This window comes from Kitasatospora sp. NPDC058965 (genome assembly GCF_042741245.1).
Taxonomy (GTDB): Bacteria; Actinomycetota; Actinomycetes; order Streptomycetales; family Streptomycetaceae; genus Kitasatospora.
In genome coordinates this window covers 1-16,177 of record NZ_JBHYKG010000189.1, presented here as the reverse complement: position 1 = coordinate 16,177, position 16,177 = coordinate 1, and the positions used below count along the sequence as shown (strand labels likewise).

The window sequence follows — 16,177 nt, the reverse complement described above, 5'->3', positions numbered from 1 at the left end:
GGTGTCGGCGGTGGGGCTGCCGGTGTCGTTGGCCCCGGCGGTCGGGAACACGCCGGGTGCGGTGCGGGTGGAGACGGTCGACCGTGCCGGGGCGCGGGCGGCGGACGTGGACGGTCTGCTGGTGGGGCTGACCCGGGCGGACGGGGACGCGGCCGAGGGCAGGGTCGCGGTCTCGGTGGACTACTCGGCCATCACGCAGGCGTACGGGGGTGGTTGGGCCTCGCGGTTGCACCTGGTGCAGTTGCCGTCGTGTGCGCTGACCACGCCGGAGCTGGCGGAGTGTCGCACCCAGGTGCCGCTGCAGACGGTCAACGACCCGGTGACGCATCGGCTGACCGCGACGGTCGCGGTGGCGGGTGACGCTCCGTCGGGCGGCTCCGGTGTGAAGGCGCTGGGCTCGGGTGCGGCGCGGGCGGCGGGTACGGCGACCACCACGGCGGTGGCGGCGGTCGCGGGGACCAGCGGTTCGCAGGGCAACTACGGGGCCACTCCGCTCTCGGCCTCCGGCAGCTGGTCCTCCTCGTCCTCGGGTTCCTTCACCTACAACTACGACATACCGGTGCCGCCGTCGCTCGGCGGCGTGGCCCCGGCGGTCGGCCTCTCCTACGACTCGCAGTCGGTGGACGGCGAGACCTCGGCGCGCAACAGCCAGTCCTCGTGGATCGGCGACGGCTGGGACTACTCGCCCGGGTACATCGAGCGGTCCTACAAGTCCTGCGCCAACGACGGCATCACGAACTCCGGCGACGAGTGCTGGGCCGGGTGGAACGCCACCATCTCGCTCGGCTCGCACACCGGCCAGCTGGTGCGGGACGGCAACGGCCAGTACCACATGCAGAACGACGACGGCACCAAGGTCGAGGACCTGACGGGTGCGTCGAACGGCCTGTGGAACGGCGAGTACTTCAAGGTCACCACGACCGACGGCACCCAGTACTACCTGGGCCTGAACCACGCGCCCGGCACCACCTCCGACGCGGCCACCAACTCGGCCTGGGGCGTGCCGGTCTACATGCCCAAGTCGGGCGACCCCTGTTACAGCAGCAGCAAGGGCAACGCCTCGCAGTGCGCGGCCGAGCCGGGCTGGCGGTTCAACCTCGACTTCGTGGTCGACGTGCACGGCAACGTGCAGCGGTACGACTGGAACAACGAGGCCAACTGGTACAACATGGGCGCCGGCCAGGCCAACGGCTCCGGCGGCGCGATGACCGCCTACACCCGCGGCGGCTACCTGACCCAGATCTCCTACGGCTACAAGCTGGCCGACGCACAGGCGGGCCACGACCCGGCGGCGAAGGTGGTCTTCTCCACCGCTCAGCGGTGCACGGTATCGGACAGCACCTGTCAGTACGCGAACCTCAACGCCACCACGGCGCCGAACTGGCCGGACACCCCGTACGACCTCAACTGCACCAGCTCGATGGCCACCTCGGGCACCGGCAGCAACGTCTGCCAGCTCGCTGCGCCGTCGTTCTGGTCCACCTACCGGCTGAAGACCATCACCACCTCGGTCAAGGTCGGCACCGGCTGCAGAACGTCGACTCCTGGACCCTGACGCACCTGTTCTCGGACGCCGGCGGCACGATGGACCCGGTCACCGGCAAGACGGTGGACCCGAAGGACGCGGGCGCGCTGCAGTCGGTGATGTGGCTCTCGCAGATCCAGCACACCGGTCTGGACACCTCGGCCGGTGCGAGCGGCACGGCCCAGCTGGACCCGGTGACCTTCACCGGCGTCGAGATGGACAACCGGGTCGACGGGCTCACCCCCGCCGCCCCGCCGCTGTACCACCCGCGGATCTCCAGCATCCAGACCGAGACCGGCGAGTCCATCGCCGTCACCTACCGGGCTCCCGAGTGCTCCCGGGTGAGCAACCACATGCCGGCGTCCCCGGACTCCGACACCATGGCCTGCTACAACGTCTACTGGACCACCCCGGGCGGGGTCACGCCGATCAACGACTGGTTCCAGAAGACCCTGGTCGCGCAGGTCTCGGACAACGACGCGACCAAGGCCGGCTCGCCCGCCAAGGTGACCACCTACACCTACTCCGGCGGCGCGGCCTGGCACCGGGACGACTCCGACCTGACGGACGACCAGTACCGCACCTGGAACGACTTCCGCGGCTACCGGACCGTCACCACCCAGACCGGCTCGGCCCCGGACCCGATCACCCAGAGCGTGGTGAACTACTTCCAGGGCATGGACGGCGACTACAAGGCCGACGGCAGCAAGCGCTCGATCACCCTCACCGACTCCACCGGCGGATCCGCCACCGACAGCCCGTGGCTGGCCGGCGGCCCGCAGGAGAGCGACACCTACACCCAGGCCGGCGGCAGCATCGTCGCCAAGGCGATCCCCGGCGTGCCGTCCCTGACCACCACGGCGACCAGCCCGCGCACGGCCTGGACCTCCAAGAGCCCCGCCCCGGCGACCCTGTCGACGCTGCCGGACCTGACGGCCCGCCGGACCACGGCCGGCTCGGCGAGCCAGCTCAGTCTGCTGGCCGGTGGCGGGTGGCGCACCAGCCGGACCAGCACCACCTTCGACGGCCAGGCCCGCCCGTACCAGCAGGACGAGCAGGGCGACGTGTCGGTCCCGGCGCAGGAGAGCTGCACCACCACCAGCTACGCCAACCCGCCCGCCGCCAACCCGATGATGCTGCTCTACCCGAGCGAGACCGTCGCGGTCGCCGGCCCCTGCGGCACCGCGGCGAGCGCCGCCACCACGATCAGCGACAAGCGCTACTTCTACGACGGCGACGGCAGCATCACCACCCCCGGCACCCTCGGGCAGCTCGGCGCCAACGGGACCGGCCTCGGCCAGATCACCGCCGCCCAGTCGGTGAAGAGCTACGACGGCTCCGGCAACCCCGTCTTCCAGACCGTCGGCGCGGCCACCTACGACCAGTACGGCCGCACCGTGCGCGCGGTCGACAGCGCGGGGTCGGTCTCGACCACCGCCTTCACCCCGGCCACCGGCACCCTGGCCACCTCCGTCTCGACCACCAACCCGCTGGGCTGGACCGCGAGCAGCACGATCGCCCCGGCCCGCAACCTGGTCACCCACGCCGTGGACGTCAACGGCCGGGTCACCGACACCGCCTTCGACGCGCTCGGCCGCACCACCCAGACCTGGCTGCCCGGTCGCAGCAAGGCGACCCAGAGCGCCGACAGGACCTTCGCCTACGCGGTGCACGGTGCCGGGTCCACCCCGGACCCGTCCAGCGTGACCACCCAGACGCTGCGCGAGGACGGCTCGTACTCCACCGCCGTCAGCATCTACGACGGCTTCCTGCAGCGGCGCCAGACCCAGACGACCCCCGCCAACAACTCGCTCGGCCGACTGGTCTCCTCCGCCCACTACGACAGCCACGGCTGGCTGCACAGCAGCGTGGCCGCCTTCGACGACGCCACCACGGCGCCGGGCAGCACCCTGTTCGTCGAGACCGAGAACACCCTGCCGTCGGAGACCGTGACGGCGTACGACGGCCTGGGCCGCGGCACCGGCCAGACCCTCTACAGCAAGGCCGCCCCGCTCTGGACGGCCACCACCGCCTACCCGGGGGCCGACGAGACCGACCGCACCCCGCAGGCCGGCGGCACGCCCACCTCGGTCTTCACCAACGGGCTCGGGCAGACCACCCGTCAGGTCGCGCACGGGGGCGCCGGCATCGGTGACGTGACGACCAGTTACACCTACACCGCGGCGGGCCAGGTCGCCACGGCGAAGGACACCAGCGGCAATTCCTGGAGCTACGGCTACGACCTGCAGGGCCGGCTGACCTCGCAGACCGACCCGGACGCCGGCACCACCACCACCGGCTACGACCCGGTGGGCAACCGGGCGAGCGTCACCGATGCGCGCGGCCAGACGCTGTCGTTCAGCTACGACCTGCTCGGCCGCAAGACCGGCGAGTACAGCGGGACCGGCACCACCGACCAGACCAAGCAGCTGGCCGGCTGGACCTACGACACCCTGGCCAAGGGGTACCCGACCTCGGCGATCCGCTACGTCGGCGGCTCCGGATCCGGCGGCAGCGCCTACGTCCAGGCGGTGACCGGCTACACCACCGCCTACCAGTCCACCGGCTCGACGGTCACCGTTCCGGCGGCCGAGGGCAAGCTGGCCGGCACGTACACGGTCGGTGCCACCTACACCCCCACCACGGGCCTGCTCTCCGACAACACCTTCGGCTCCGAGGGCGGTCTGCCCGCCGAGGACGTGGGCTACGGGTACAACCCGCAGGGTGAGCTGGTCTCCACGGGTTCGGACTTCGCGCCGTACCTGGACCTGGCGTCGTACAGCCCGCTCGGGCAGGTCCTGCAGTCCACCTACGGCGTGCTCGGCAAGCAGCTGCGTACCGCGCAGACCTACGACGACGCCACCGGCCGGCTCGGCACCAACCGGGTCACACTGCAGCCGACCGGGACCAACCCGATCTCGGCGACCAGCTACGGCTACGACCCGCTGGGCGACGTCACCACCGTCAGCGAACTGCAGTCCTCCGGCGGCACCGACCAGGCCGTCGACACCCAGTGCTTCCAGTACGACGGCCTCAAGCGGCTGACCCAGGCCTGGACCGACACCGCGGGGCAGACCGGCCCGACCGCCGGTCAGCTGGCGGGCTGCACCAGCACCGGACCGACCCCGGCGAAGATCGGCGGGCCGGCCCCCTACTGGCAGTCCTGGCAGTACAACCTGCTGGGCGACCGGACCCAGCAGGTCCAGCACGACATCACCGGCAACACCGCCAGGGACGTCACGCAGACCAGCAGCTACCCGACCAACGGCGTGCAGCCCAACACCGCCGGCGCCGTCAGCACCACCGGTCCGGCCGGCACCAGCACGCTGACCGCGCAGTACGACGCGGCCGGCAACACCACCAGCCGTACCACCACCGGGATCTCCTCGGTGGGCCAGACCTTCGGCTACGACGAGGAGGGCCGCACCAAGTCGGTCAGCACCACGACCGGCGTCGGCACCCCCCAGAACACCGGCTACCTCTACGACGCCGACGGCAACCTGCTGATCCAGCGGAGCCCGGGCAGCACGGTCCTCCACCTGTTCGGCGGCGCCGAGCAGCTCACCCTGGCCAACAACGCCGTCACGGGCCTGCGCTACTACGACAACCCCGACGGCACGGTGATCTGTCGCTCCGGCGGCGGCACGGTCAGCTACCTGCCGACCGGTCGGCAGCGCACCGCGCAGCTGGAGGTGGACGCCAAGACCCTGACCATCACCCGGCGCTCCTACGACCCGTACGGCAACGCCCGCGGCACCGTTCCCGGCAGCTGGGCCGACGGTCGCGGCTACCTCGGCCGGCCCGCCGATCCCACCACCGGCCTCGACCTGCTCGGCGCCCGGGACTACGACCCGCTGCTGGGACGGTTCCTGACGGTCGATCCGCTGCTGGAGCTCGGCGACCCGAACCAGATGGGCGGCTACACCTACGCCGGGGACAATCCCAGCACCGGCAGCGACCCCTCCGGCCTGGCCTGGTACAACAACTGGGGCGACTTCAAGCACGCCGTGCACAGCGGCGCCAACCAGGTCGGCAGCTTCGTCGGCGGCGTCGGCGACAGCCTGATCGGCACCCCCTACGAGTGGGGGGTGAACCACGCCGCCGACTTCTACAACGCGATGGCGCAGCACTGGAACGACAGCATCGACGACCTGCCGATGGGCTTGGGCCGGGACTGGAAGGTCGGTTACGCCGGTCACGTCGACGACCACCCGCTCGGCCACCTGTTCAACATGGACATCCACTCGACCGCCTACCGGGCCGGCGAGTGGACCGGCACCGTGGTGGGCCTGGCCGCGGACGGCGTGACGGTGTTCAAGGCGGCCTCCGCCGGCATCCGGGCGATCCGCGGCATCAAGGCGATCGAGGAGTCCGGCGGCATCCTGAACTGGGTCAAGCGCCTGGTCGGCGACGACAAGCCGCACCCGACGACGCCGAAGGTGGAGCCGACCACCCCGCGGACGACCGGGCCCAGCAGCCCGGGCACCGGCACCGGCAAGCCCGGCCTCGGTGGCTCGACCACCGGTGACGGGGTCCCCGGCACGGGTGCCGCCCCGGCCGGCGCCGCTCCCGGCGGCGGAGTGCCCTGGATGAAGACCGGCACCGTCGCCGACGTCGACTCCACGCTGAAGGGAGCCAACCCGGGCGGCTTCACGGACAACTGCGCCGCCGCCTCGTACGCCGGCGACAACCGGCTGGCAGGTGGGACGATGGTGGCGTGGGACTCGGGACTCACCCACTATTCGGTGCTGGAGAACCAGTACGGGCGGGCGTTCCACGAGACCACCGGGCTCGACCAGGTGGTCTCGCTGATGGGAGAGCTCGGCCCCGGTGCCCGAGGCATCCTCATGGCCGGCAAGTACACCTCGGACGTCGCGCACTTCTTCAACGTCGTGAACGACGCCGGAACGGTGAAGTACCTGGACTACCAGGGGGAAGAGGCTGTCGACGCGGACCTGTACGACATCTTCTACCTGATGGCGACCTATGCGAAGGAGTGACGTGCTGGACCAGGAGGAGGCCCTGGCCCTGGCCCTGGCGTTCTGCCGGGAACGGGTGCGCAGCTGGGAGGCGTACGGGCTGCGGCTGGCCCCGGCCAAGGGGATCACGGTCCCCGGCGCGTACGCCTTCGACATCACCAGGGAGCCCGACCCCGACCCGCGCAGGCCGCGGATCGGACTGGGCGGCAACTACCCGGTGATCGTGGACCGCAGCAGCGGCGCCTGCCGCTTCGTCGCGGGCCGCGTCGAGTACGAGCAGCTGTGGCAGGCGGGCCGCCGCTGATCCGGCGGTCCGTCAGGTCCTGACCGAGGGGTCCGGCACACCGGTGACGGTGGTCGGACCCTTGCGCCCTCCCGCCGGTCAGTCCGCGGCGGCCGTCGCCCGGGCGTGGGCGGCGCGGCGGATCTGGGACGGCCCGCAGGCCCAGACCAGGATCCGGCCGCCGGTGCGGGCCAACGGCCGGTCCCAGCAGGCCCGGACCGGCCACGGCCGGCGCACGCCCAGTTCGGCCCGGGCCCACGGCGGCAGCAGGCCGAGCGCGGCGTTGGTGAGCAGCCGCACGGCGAGCCGCTCGCGCCGGCTGCGCCCGAACCGCCGCAGCAGCCCGAGCACCTCCAGGGCGGGCGGGGTGACCCGCAACTCGGGCCGGAGCCGGGCCAGGTAGCGGGCCACCGCGGCGCGCGAGGACGGGACGCCGGTGGCGCCGAGCCGCTCGGCGACCCGGGTCACCTCGGCCAGGTAGCGGTCGCACTCGGCGGGGGAGAGCGGGGTGGCGGCGAAGGTCTGGTGGCCCGCCAGGAAGCAGCGCACCTCGGCGGTGTGCACCCAGGTCAGCAGCGCGGGGTCGTCGGCGCGGTACGGCCGGCCGTCCGGCGCCAGCCCGCGGACCCGCGGGTGGATCCGGCGCACCGCCGCTATCGCCTCCTCGGCGGCGGCCGTCGACCCCAGCGTGGTGGTGGTGACGAACCGCGCGGTGCGGTGCAGCCGACCGGTCGGATCGGTGCGGAAGTCGGAGTGGGCGGAGACGGCCGCCATCGCCAGCGGGTGCAGGGACTGCAGCAGCAGCGCCGCGAAGCCGCCCACCAGCATGCCGGCCGGATGCCCGTGCACCCGCCAGACCACGCTGTCCGGGCCGAACAGCCCCGGGTCCCCGGCCGGCCGGTCGTACCGCTCCAGGTGCAGGTCGGCGCCGTGCACGGTCGCGTTGATCTCGGCCAACAGCCTTGCCCGCAAGGGTTCCAGCAGTGTCGCGCCCGCAGTGGTCCCGGCCATCGCGCCCCTCCCGTGGTGAGCCCACCACAGTACTGCGCGCCGCTCAGGCCGCCAGGGCCAGCTCCGGCACGGTGCGCGCCACCCGCGCGCCGCCGACCGCGAGCCGGGTGCACAGGCCCGCCAGCGGCAGCTCGGCCCCGACCGCCATGGCCACCGCCACGGCCCAGGCCGAGCCGGCCGTCGAGACGTCCACCGCCGCGTCCACCAGCAGCAGGGCCGCCGCCAGCCCGGCCGCCACCCGGGCCGCGCCCAGCGCCCCCGCGCCCCGGCGCAGCAGCGCCGCGCACCCCAGCAGGCTGCCCGCCTCCGCCAGGTCCAGCGCCACCCACCCCGCGCTGCCCGGTTCCTGGGCCAGCACCAGGACCCACGGCAGCAGCACGAGGCCGGCGGCCGCCAGTAAGCCCGTCACGATCCGCACCGGCACGGCTCAGCCCACCCGGGACGGCCGCAGCCGCCCGACCGCGCCGTCGGCCCGCCGCGCCACCACCGCGACCCCCGGCTCCGGCAGGTGCGCCCACCAGAACCCGCCGGGCACCAGCGAGACCCGGGCCGGCAGCCAGTGCGGCCGCAACCGGCGGTCGGCGACCAGCACCTGCGGCGCGGCGCCGTCCGCGCCGAGCCGCCCCCAGGCGAAGGTGCCGTCGGTCCCGCGCCGGGCCCCGCGCAGCAGCCCGTCCGGCGAGGCCGCGACCAGCGCACTGGCCACCAGCACGTCGACCAGCTCGCCGTCCTCGTAGACCTCCAGGGCCGCCCGCCCGCCCCGCGCCGGCGCCCGACGCACCGACCACCGCCCGTGCACCGTCCGGTCCGCCGCGTCCCGACCCGTCATCAGCACTGCCATCCCCACCACCCCGTTCGACCCCGCTCCTGCGACGTACTCCACCCTCCCGCGCGCACCCCCGCCGCGTCTGTGGCGCTCGGACCCGTTCCGGGGGTGGTGCTGGCTACACCCCCGCCCGGTACCCAGCCCCACCGACCGGTGCCCGGGGCGGCGCCTAAGCTGTCCGGCGTGATCAAGACCGGCCGACTGCGCGAGCGCATACGACGCGGCGCGGCGCACCCGAGCCTGTCCTGGCTGACCGGCGCCGAGGAGCAGCCGGCCGCCCGCCCCGGGCGGCGGCGCGAGCTGCGGCTGGCGGCGGCCGGCCTGCCCTTCCTGCTGCCGTACTACCTGCTCGTGGTGGAGCCGAGCGTGCTGTTCCCGGTGCTGCTCCTGATGGTGGTCCTGCTGGGCCCGCTGACGGTGGCCCAGCGCAGCCGGTTCCGCGCGCTGGGCAACCTGACGATCCCGCGGCCGGGCCCGCTGACGCCGCCCGGCACCGCGTTGCCCGCCCGGCTGCTGGCGGTCGCGGGCAACGAGGCGACCTGGCGGCAGGTCGGCTACCACTTCCTGGTCGGCCCGCTGCTGGCCTGCCTGGCCCTGGTCGGACTGCTGGCCTGCGGCGTGGGCGCGGTGCTGGCCAGCGTCTTCGCCTGGTGCTGGCTGCTGCCCTGGGGGGCGCTGGCCCACGCGGCCGGCCGCTGGTGGGGCGTGGACCTGGTGTGCACCGCCGTCGGCGCGGTGCTGCTGCTGGTCGGCCCGTGGGTGACGGTGCGGGCCGGCCGGATCGACCGGCGGGCGGCCCGCGCCCTGCTCGGCCCGAACCGGGCCCGCGAACTGGAGCAGCGGGTGGAGGACCTGGCCTCCAGCCGGGCCGACGTGGTGGACGCGGCCGACGCGGAGCGGCGCCGGATCGAGCGCGACCTGCACGACGGTGCCCAGCAGCGGCTGGTCTCGCTGGCGATGAACCTGGGCCTGGCCCGCAAGACGCTCAAGGACGTGCCGCCGGAGGCCATGCAGGTGATCGTCGACGCGCACGAGGAGGCCCAGGCGGCGATCGCCGAACTGCGCGACCTGGTCCGCGGCCTGCACCCGGTGGTGCTGGAGGACCGCGGCCTGGACGCGGCGCTGTCCGGCATCGCGGCCCGCGCGCCGCTGCCGGTGCGGCTGCGGGTCTCGCTGCCGCGGCGGCTGTCGCCGACCGTGGAGGCGGTCGCCTACTTCGTGGTCTCCGAGGCGCTGGCCAACGTGGCCAAGCACGCCCGGGCCTCCCGGATCGACCTGACGGTCCGCCAGCAGGGCGACCGGCTGCTGCTGGACGTCACCGACGACGGGATCGGCGGCGCCGACCCCGGGCGGGGGACCGGCCTGGTGGGCCTGCGCCAGCGGGTCGCCTCCGTGGACGGCGCCCTCGTCATCACCAGCCCCCTCGGGGGCCCGACCACCATCACTGTGGAGTTGCCGTGCGAGCTGTGATCGCCGAGGACTCGGTCCTGCTGCGGGTGGGCCTGGTCAAGGTCCTGGAGGCGGTCGGCTACGAGGTGGCCGACGCGGTCGGCGACGCCGAGGCGCTGCTGGTCGCCGTGGAGCGGCACCGGCCGCAGGTCGTGGTGGTGGACGTGCGGATGCCGCCGGGCTTCACCGACGAGGGGGTGCGGGCGGCGCTGGTGATCCGGCGGCAGTGGCCCGAGGTCGCGGTGCTGCTGCTGTCCCAGTACGTGGAGGAGCGGTACGCGGCGGACCTGCTGGCCAGCAACACCAGCGGGGTGGGCTACCTGCTCAAGGAGCGGGTGGCCAACGTGGACGACTTCGTGGAGGCGCTGCAGCGGGTGGCGGAGGGCGGCACCGCGCTGGACCCGGAGGTGGTCTCCCAACTGCTGGTGCGCCGGCACCGCGACCCGCTGGAGCGGCTGACCCCGCGCGAGCGCGACGTGCTCAAGCTGATGGCCCAGGGCCACTCCAACGCCGCGATCGCCGCCGCGCTGGTGGTCAGCGACAGCGCCGTGGCCAAGCACATCAACAGCATCTTCACCAAGCTCGACCTGCCCACCGCCGACGCCACCCACCGCCGGGTGCTGGCGGTGCTGCGCTACCTGGGCGAGGGCTGAGGTGGCGGGGCGGGAGGACCGCACCTGGCGGGCGCTCTCCGCGGCGGCGGCCGCGCTGGTGCTGCTGGTCGGGGGCGGCCAGGCCTGGAAGGTGCTCGCCGAGCAGGCCCACGTCGACCAGTACCGCTACGAGCGCGGGATCAGGACGGTGGAGCTCGACCTGCAGTCCTCCTCCGTGGTGGTGACCGGCGAGACCGGCGACGCGGTGAGCGTCGACCAGCGGGAGCGCTGGACCCTCGACCGGCCCCGGGTGACCCGCAGCGTGACCGGGTCGACGCTGCACCTGACCGCCCGCTGCCCGCGCAGCTGGCTGCCGACCGGCGGCCCCTGCGGGGTGCAGTTCTCCCTGGTGGTGCCGCCCGGCACGAACCTGACGGTGAAGTCCGGCTCGGGCGCCGTCTTCGCCGAGGGGATCACCGGGGACATCAGCGCGCGCACCGACTCCGGCTCGGTGGGGCTGAAGCGGGACAGCGGGCGGATCGCGGTGCACGTCGGCAGCGGGTCGGTGACCGGGCAGGACCTGGGCGCGGACCAGGTCAGGGCGCAGGTCGACTCGGGGTCGATCGACCTGGCCTTCGCCCGGCCGCCGCAGGACCTCACCATGGCGACCAACTCCGGCTCGGCCCAGGCCGGGCTGCCGCCCGGCAGCACCTACCGGGTGCTGAGCAGCGCCGGCTCGGGCGGGGTGGACGTGGACCCCGGGCTGCAGGACGCCGCCTCGGCGCGGACGATCACCGCGACCACCGGTTCCGGCCACGTCGGGCTGGCCTACACGAGCTGATTCCGGGGCCGCCGGGGCAGCCGGGCCGGTGGGGGACAATGGAGAGTCCCCTTGACCCGACCGGTGAGGATCCGCCGCGCATGTCGACCACGCCCGCCCCCGCCCCCGACGGTGAGTTCGCACCGCTCCAGATCGGCGCGCTCCCGGTCTGGCCGCCGGTGGTGCTGGCGCCGATGGCGGGCATCACCAACGCCCCCTTCCGCACCCTGTGCCGGGAGCAGTCGGGCGGCAAGGGCCTGTTCGTCTCCGAGATGATCACCACCCGGGCCCTGGTCGAGCGCAACGCCAAGACCATGCAGCTGATCCAGTTCGACCCCAGCGAGCAGCCCCGCTCGATCCAGCTCTACGGGGTGGACCCGGCCACCGTCGGCAAGGCCGCGCGGATGATCGCGGAGGAGGACCTGGCCGACCACATCGACCTCAACTTCGGCTGCCCGGTCCCCAAGGTCACCCGCAAGGGCGGCGGCTCGGCGCTGCCGTACAAGCGCAACCTGCTGCGCGAGCTGCTGCGCGAGGCGGTGGCCGGGGCCGGCGGGCTGCCGGTGACCATGAAGATGCGCAAGGGCATCGACGACGACCACCTCACCTACCTGGACGCCGGGCGGATCGGCGCCGAGGAGGGGGTCAGCGCGATCGCCCTGCACGGGCGCACTGCGGCCCAGCACTACGGCGGCCAGGCCGACTGGTCGGCGATCGCCCGGCTGCGCGAGGCGGTGCCGGCCGAGGTGCCGGTGCTCGGCAACGGTGACATCTGGGCCGCGCCCGACGCGCTGCGGATGATGCGCGAGACCGGCTGCGACGGCGTGGTGGTCGGCCGCGGCTGCCTGGGCCGGCCGTGGCTCTTCAAGGACCTGGTCGCGGTCTTCGAGGGCGTCACCGACCCGGTCCGGCCGACCTTCGCCGAGGTGGCGGCCACCATGCTGCGCCACGCCGAGCTGCTCGGCGGCTGGATGAACGACGAGACCCGCGGCGTGGTCGACTTCCGCAAGCACGTGGCCTGGTACACCAAGGGCTTCTCGGTCGGCTCCCAGCTGCGGGGCCGGCTGGCCATGGCCTCCTCGCTGGCGGAGCTGGCCGAGCTGCTGGTCCAGGTGGACCAGGAGCAGCGCTGGCCGGACGGCGCGGACGGTCCGCGCGGGCGCACCAGCGGCAACGGCCGGGTGGTCCTGCCGGACGGCTGGTTGGACGATCCGTACGACTGCGCCGTGCCGAGCCTGGACGCCGAATCGGACAGCTCCGGCGGATGATCTAGACGATCTGTCGGAATCGACCTGACGCAGCCCTCGGACGTCGCGTCCCAGCCCTCTTGGCCAATCTGGCCAAGAGGGCTCCTTTTCGGCAGATCATCATCACGCTGCGCAGTGGAACCGGCGCGTTGAGCAAGCGCGGGGCGAGTTTTGATACGTACGATGAGTGAGCCGCGTCCGTGACACTGGCCACACCGGGGTGCGGATGACGGCCCGTCAGGGGCGGGAAAATCGCCATGGTGTCCAAAATGCTTCCCGAACGGGTGCCACGGCGGATCCCGGCCGCTGGCTGCAGGAAATCAAGCCGGAGAAACACGGCGGCGCGCTCGCCACTACCCTCCGTCCGATCCAGGTGATCTTCATGTGTCGATGCCTTCAATACTTGAACGATCGCTAGCGTCAGGCGGACGATTTCAGCTACAGAGGTGAACGCCTTCACAAGCATTTGATCTCGGGGGTGACAGCCCGTTCCCGGGATCGGACGGCCTATCGACGGCGCGAAACCGCCTTCGAAATGGGTATGTTCTCCGGCGTCAGGGCAACCCCGTACGAGGAGACCGACCCGTGGCGGCGACTCAGAAGTTTGTTTACTCCTTCACCGAAGGAAACAAGGACCTCAAGGACCTTCTCGGCGGCAAGGGCGCGAACCTGGCCGAGATGACCAACCTCGGTCTCCCGGTCCCTCCCGGGTTCACCCTCACCACCGAGGCCTGCAAGGTCTTCCTGGAGACCGGCGCCGAGCCCGCCTCGCTGCACACCGAGGTCGGCGAGCACCTGGACCGCCTCGAGCAGCAGATGGGCAAGAAGCTCGGCCAGGCCGACAACCCGCTGCTGGTCTCGGTCCGCTCCGGTGCCAAGTTCTCCATGCCGGGCATGATGGACACCGTCCTCAACATCGGCCTCTCCGACGTGTCGGTGGTCGGCCTGGCCACCCAGTCCGGCAACGAGCGGTTCGCCTGGGACTCCTACCGCCGCCTGGTCCAGATGTTCGGCAAGACCGTGCTGGGCGTGGACGGCGAGCTCTTCGAGGAGGCGCTGGACGAGGCCAAGCACGCCAAGGGCACCGCCAACGACCTGGACCTCACCGCCGAGGACCTGAAGGCCCTGGTGGAGACCTTCAAGGCGATCGTGCTGCGCGAGACCGGCCGGGACTTCCCGCAGGACCCGCGCGAGCAGATGGACCTGGCGATCCACGCGGTCTTCCACTCCTGGAACGGCGACCGGGCCCGGCTCTACCGCCGCCAGGAGCGCATCCCGAACGACCTGGGCACCGCGGTCAACGTCTGCACCATGGTCTTCGGCAACCTGGGCGAGGACTCCGGCACCGGCGTCGCCTTCACCCGCGACCCGTCCACCGGCGCGCCCGGCGTCTACGGCGACTACCTGTCCAACGCCCAGGGCGAGGACGTGGTGGCGGGCATCCGCAACACCCTGCAGCTCGCCGACCTGGAGCAGCTGGACAAGAAGTCCTACGACGAGCTGATGGCGATCATGCGCAAGCTCGAGCTGCACTACCGCGACCTGTGCGACATCGAGTTCACCATCGAGCGCGGCAAGCTGTGGATGCTGCAGACCCGGATCGGCAAGCGCACCGCCGCGGCCGCCTTCCGGATCGCCGTCCAGCTGGTCGACCAGGGCCTGATCGACCTGGACGAGGCGCTGCACCGGGTGACCGGCGGCCAGCTGGCCCAGCTGATGTTCCCGCGGTTCGCCCCCGAGGCCGGCTCCAAGCAGATCGCCCGCGGCCTGGCGGCCTCGCCCGGCGCCGCGATCGGCAAGGTGGTCTTCGACTCCTACACCGCCGTGAAGTGGTCGCGCTCCGGCGAGAAGGTCATCCTGGTCCGCCGTGAGACCAACCCGGACGACCTGGACGGCATGATCGCCGCCGAGGGCATCCTCACCTCGCGCGGCGGCAAGACCTCGCACGCGGCCGTGGTGGCCCGCGGCATGGGCAAGACCTGTGTCTGCGGCGCCGAGGAGCTCGAGGTCGACACCAAGCGCCGCAAGATGACCACCCCCGACGGGCTGGTCATCGAGGAGGGCGACGTCGTCTCGGTCGACGGCGGCACCGGCAAGGTGTACCTCGGCGAGGTACCCGTGCTGCCCTCCCCGGTGGTCGAGTACTTCGAGGGCACCCTGCACGCCGGCGCCGACGTCCAGGGCGGCCTGGTGCAGGCCGTGCACCGGATCATGTCGCACGCCGACGGCCGCCGCCGCCTGGCGGTGCGCGCCAACGCCGACAACGCCGACGACGCGAACCGCGCCCGCCGGTACGGCGCCCAGGGCATCGGCCTGTGCCGCACCGAGCACATGTTCCTCGGCGAGGAGCGCCGCAAGGAGGTCGAGCACCTGATCCTGGCGGACAACGACAAGGACCGCGAGCAGGCGCTCTCCACCCTGCTGCCGCTGCAGAAGGGCGACTTCACCGAGCTGTTCCAGTCGATGGACGGCCTGCCGGTGACGGTGCGCCTGCTCGACCCGCCGCTGCACGAGTTCCTGCCCGACATCACCGAGCTCTCGGTGCGCGTCGCGCTCGCCGAGGCCCGCAAGGACCCGAACGAGAACGACCTGCGACTGCTCCAGGCGGTGCACAAGCTGCACGAGCAGAACCCGATGCTGGGCCTGCGCGGCGTCCGCCTCGGCCTGGTCATCCCCGGCCTGTTCGGCATGCAGGTCCGGGCGATCGCCGAGGCCGCGGCCGAGCGCAAGCTGGCCGGCGGCGACCCGCGCCCCGAGGTGATGATCCCGCTCGTCGGCACCGTGCAGGAGCTGGAGATCGTCCGCGAGGAGTGTGAGCGGGTTCTCGCCGAGGTGGCGGTTTCCACCGGTGTCCAGCTGGACATCAAGCTCGGTACGATGATCGAACTGCCGCGGGCGGCCGTGACGGCCGGCCAGATCGCCGAGGCCGCCGAGTTCTTCTCCTTCGGGACCAACGACCTCACCCAGACCGTCTGGGGCTTCTCCCGGGACGACGTGGAGGCCTCCTTCTTCACGGCCTACCTGGAGAAGGGCATCTTCGGGGTCTCCCCGTTCGAGACGATCGACCGGGACGGCGTCGGTTCGCTGGTCAAGCACGCGGTGAAGGAGGGCCGGGCCACCCGTCCGGACCTGAAGCTCGGCGTCTGCGGCGAGCACGGCGGCGACCCGGAGTCGGTGCACTTCTTCCACGAGGCGGGCCTGGACTACGTGTCCTGCTCCCCCTTCCGGATCCCGGTGGCGCGCCTGGAGGCCGGCCGCGCCGCCATCGAGACGGCGGGCAGCGACTCTCGCTGACCGCAGACCCCTCCAGTGGGGAGGGGCGGCCGGCGGTGCTCGGCGCAGGAGAACCGCCGGTCGTGACGAGCCGGGGCCGGGACGGACAAAGGCGTGCGTCCCGGGCCCGGCCGTTATCCCGCCGCGGGCCGCCCGCGAGTCACCGACCCG

The 16,177-nt window shown here is 72.7% G+C and carries 10 protein-coding genes and 1 pseudogene; 8 read left to right on the top strand and 3 right to left on the bottom strand.

The window, feature by feature from the left end; all coding sequences use genetic code 11:
- The 3 genes and pseudogenes from ACFW1A_RS26670 to ACFW1A_RS26660 all read left to right on the top strand — a co-directional run.
- Positions 1-1,555 (top strand): annotated as a pseudogene (locus tag ACFW1A_RS26670) (hypothetical protein); the annotation flags it as partial.
- Between the two features lie 29 nt (positions 1,556-1,584).
- Positions 1,585-6,525: an RHS repeat-associated core domain-containing protein gene (locus ACFW1A_RS26665; protein ID WP_380412756.1), complete on the top strand. Its 4,941-nt coding sequence runs from the start codon at positions 1,585-1,587 to the stop codon at positions 6,523-6,525.
- Position 6,526: 1 nt separating this feature from the next.
- A complete protein-coding gene (locus ACFW1A_RS26660; protein WP_380412754.1) occupies positions 6,527-6,808 on the top strand; it encodes a hypothetical protein in 282 nt (93 codons plus the stop codon).
- 78 nt (positions 6,809-6,886) lie between these two features.
- Here ACFW1A_RS26660 and ACFW1A_RS26655 read toward each other — a convergent pair whose 3' ends face one another.
- The 3 genes from ACFW1A_RS26655 to ACFW1A_RS26645 are packed head-to-tail and all read right to left on the bottom strand — an operon-like array spanning position 6,887 to position 8,639.
- Complete coding sequence (locus ACFW1A_RS26655; protein WP_380412752.1) at positions 6,887-7,798, bottom strand: oxygenase MpaB family protein; 912 nt, start codon at positions 7,796-7,798, stop codon at positions 6,887-6,889.
- 43 nt (positions 7,799-7,841) lie between these two features.
- The gene (locus ACFW1A_RS26650; RefSeq protein ID WP_380412750.1) at positions 7,842-8,207 is read right to left on the bottom strand and encodes a hypothetical protein; all 366 of its coding nucleotides are present in this window, start codon (positions 8,205-8,207) and stop codon (positions 7,842-7,844) included.
- Positions 8,208-8,225: 18 nt separating this feature from the next.
- Positions 8,226-8,639 (bottom strand): hypothetical protein, encoded by a 414-nt coding sequence (locus ACFW1A_RS26645; RefSeq protein ID WP_380412748.1) that lies wholly within the window; start codon positions 8,637-8,639, stop codon positions 8,226-8,228.
- A gap of 168 nt (positions 8,640-8,807) precedes the next feature.
- Here ACFW1A_RS26645 and ACFW1A_RS26640 point away from each other — a divergent pair, with 168 nt between their 5' ends.
- The 5 genes from ACFW1A_RS26640 to ppdK all read left to right on the top strand — a co-directional run bounded on the left by ACFW1A_RS26640 (position 8,808) and on the right by ppdK (position 16,027).
- Positions 8,808-10,094 (top strand): sensor histidine kinase, encoded by a 1,287-nt coding sequence (locus tag ACFW1A_RS26640; protein WP_380412744.1) that lies wholly within the window; start codon positions 8,808-8,810, stop codon positions 10,092-10,094.
- A complete protein-coding gene (locus ACFW1A_RS26635) occupies positions 10,082-10,726 on the top strand; it encodes a response regulator (protein WP_380412741.1) in 645 nt (214 codons plus the stop codon). The genes ACFW1A_RS26640 and ACFW1A_RS26635 overlap by 13 nt, the downstream gene beginning before the upstream one ends.
- 1 nt (position 10,727) lies before the next feature.
- Complete coding sequence (locus ACFW1A_RS26630; RefSeq protein WP_380412739.1) at positions 10,728-11,507, top strand: DUF4097 family beta strand repeat-containing protein; 780 nt, start codon at positions 10,728-10,730, stop codon at positions 11,505-11,507.
- Positions 11,508-11,587: 80 nt separating this feature from the next.
- Positions 11,588-12,754 carry a tRNA dihydrouridine synthase DusB gene (gene dusB, locus ACFW1A_RS26625; protein ID WP_380412736.1) on the top strand — a complete coding sequence of 389 codons (1,167 nt, stop codon included), beginning with the start codon at positions 11,588-11,590 and terminating at the stop codon, positions 12,752-12,754.
- A gap of 564 nt (positions 12,755-13,318) precedes the next feature.
- A complete protein-coding gene (gene ppdK / locus ACFW1A_RS26620) occupies positions 13,319-16,027 on the top strand; it encodes a pyruvate, phosphate dikinase (protein ID WP_380412732.1) in 2,709 nt (902 codons plus the stop codon).
- The last annotated feature ends 150 nt before the right edge of the window (positions 16,028-16,177 follow it).

Excerpts from the sequence above, each read along its gene's own strand:
- ACFW1A_RS26655 (WP_380412752.1), bottom strand. The coding sequence starts at position 7,798 with ATGGCCGGGACCACTGCGGGCGCGACACTGCTGGAACCCTTGCGGGCA.
- ACFW1A_RS26645 (WP_380412748.1), bottom strand. The coding sequence starts at position 8,639 with ATGGCAGTGCTGATGACGGGTCGGGACGCGGCGGACCGGACGGTGCAC.
- ACFW1A_RS26665 (WP_380412756.1), top strand. The coding sequence starts at position 1,585 with ATGGACCCGGTCACCGGCAAGACGGTGGACCCGAAGGACGCGGGCGCG.
- dusB (WP_380412736.1), top strand. The coding sequence starts at position 11,588 with ATGTCGACCACGCCCGCCCCCGCCCCCGACGGTGAGTTCGCACCGCTC.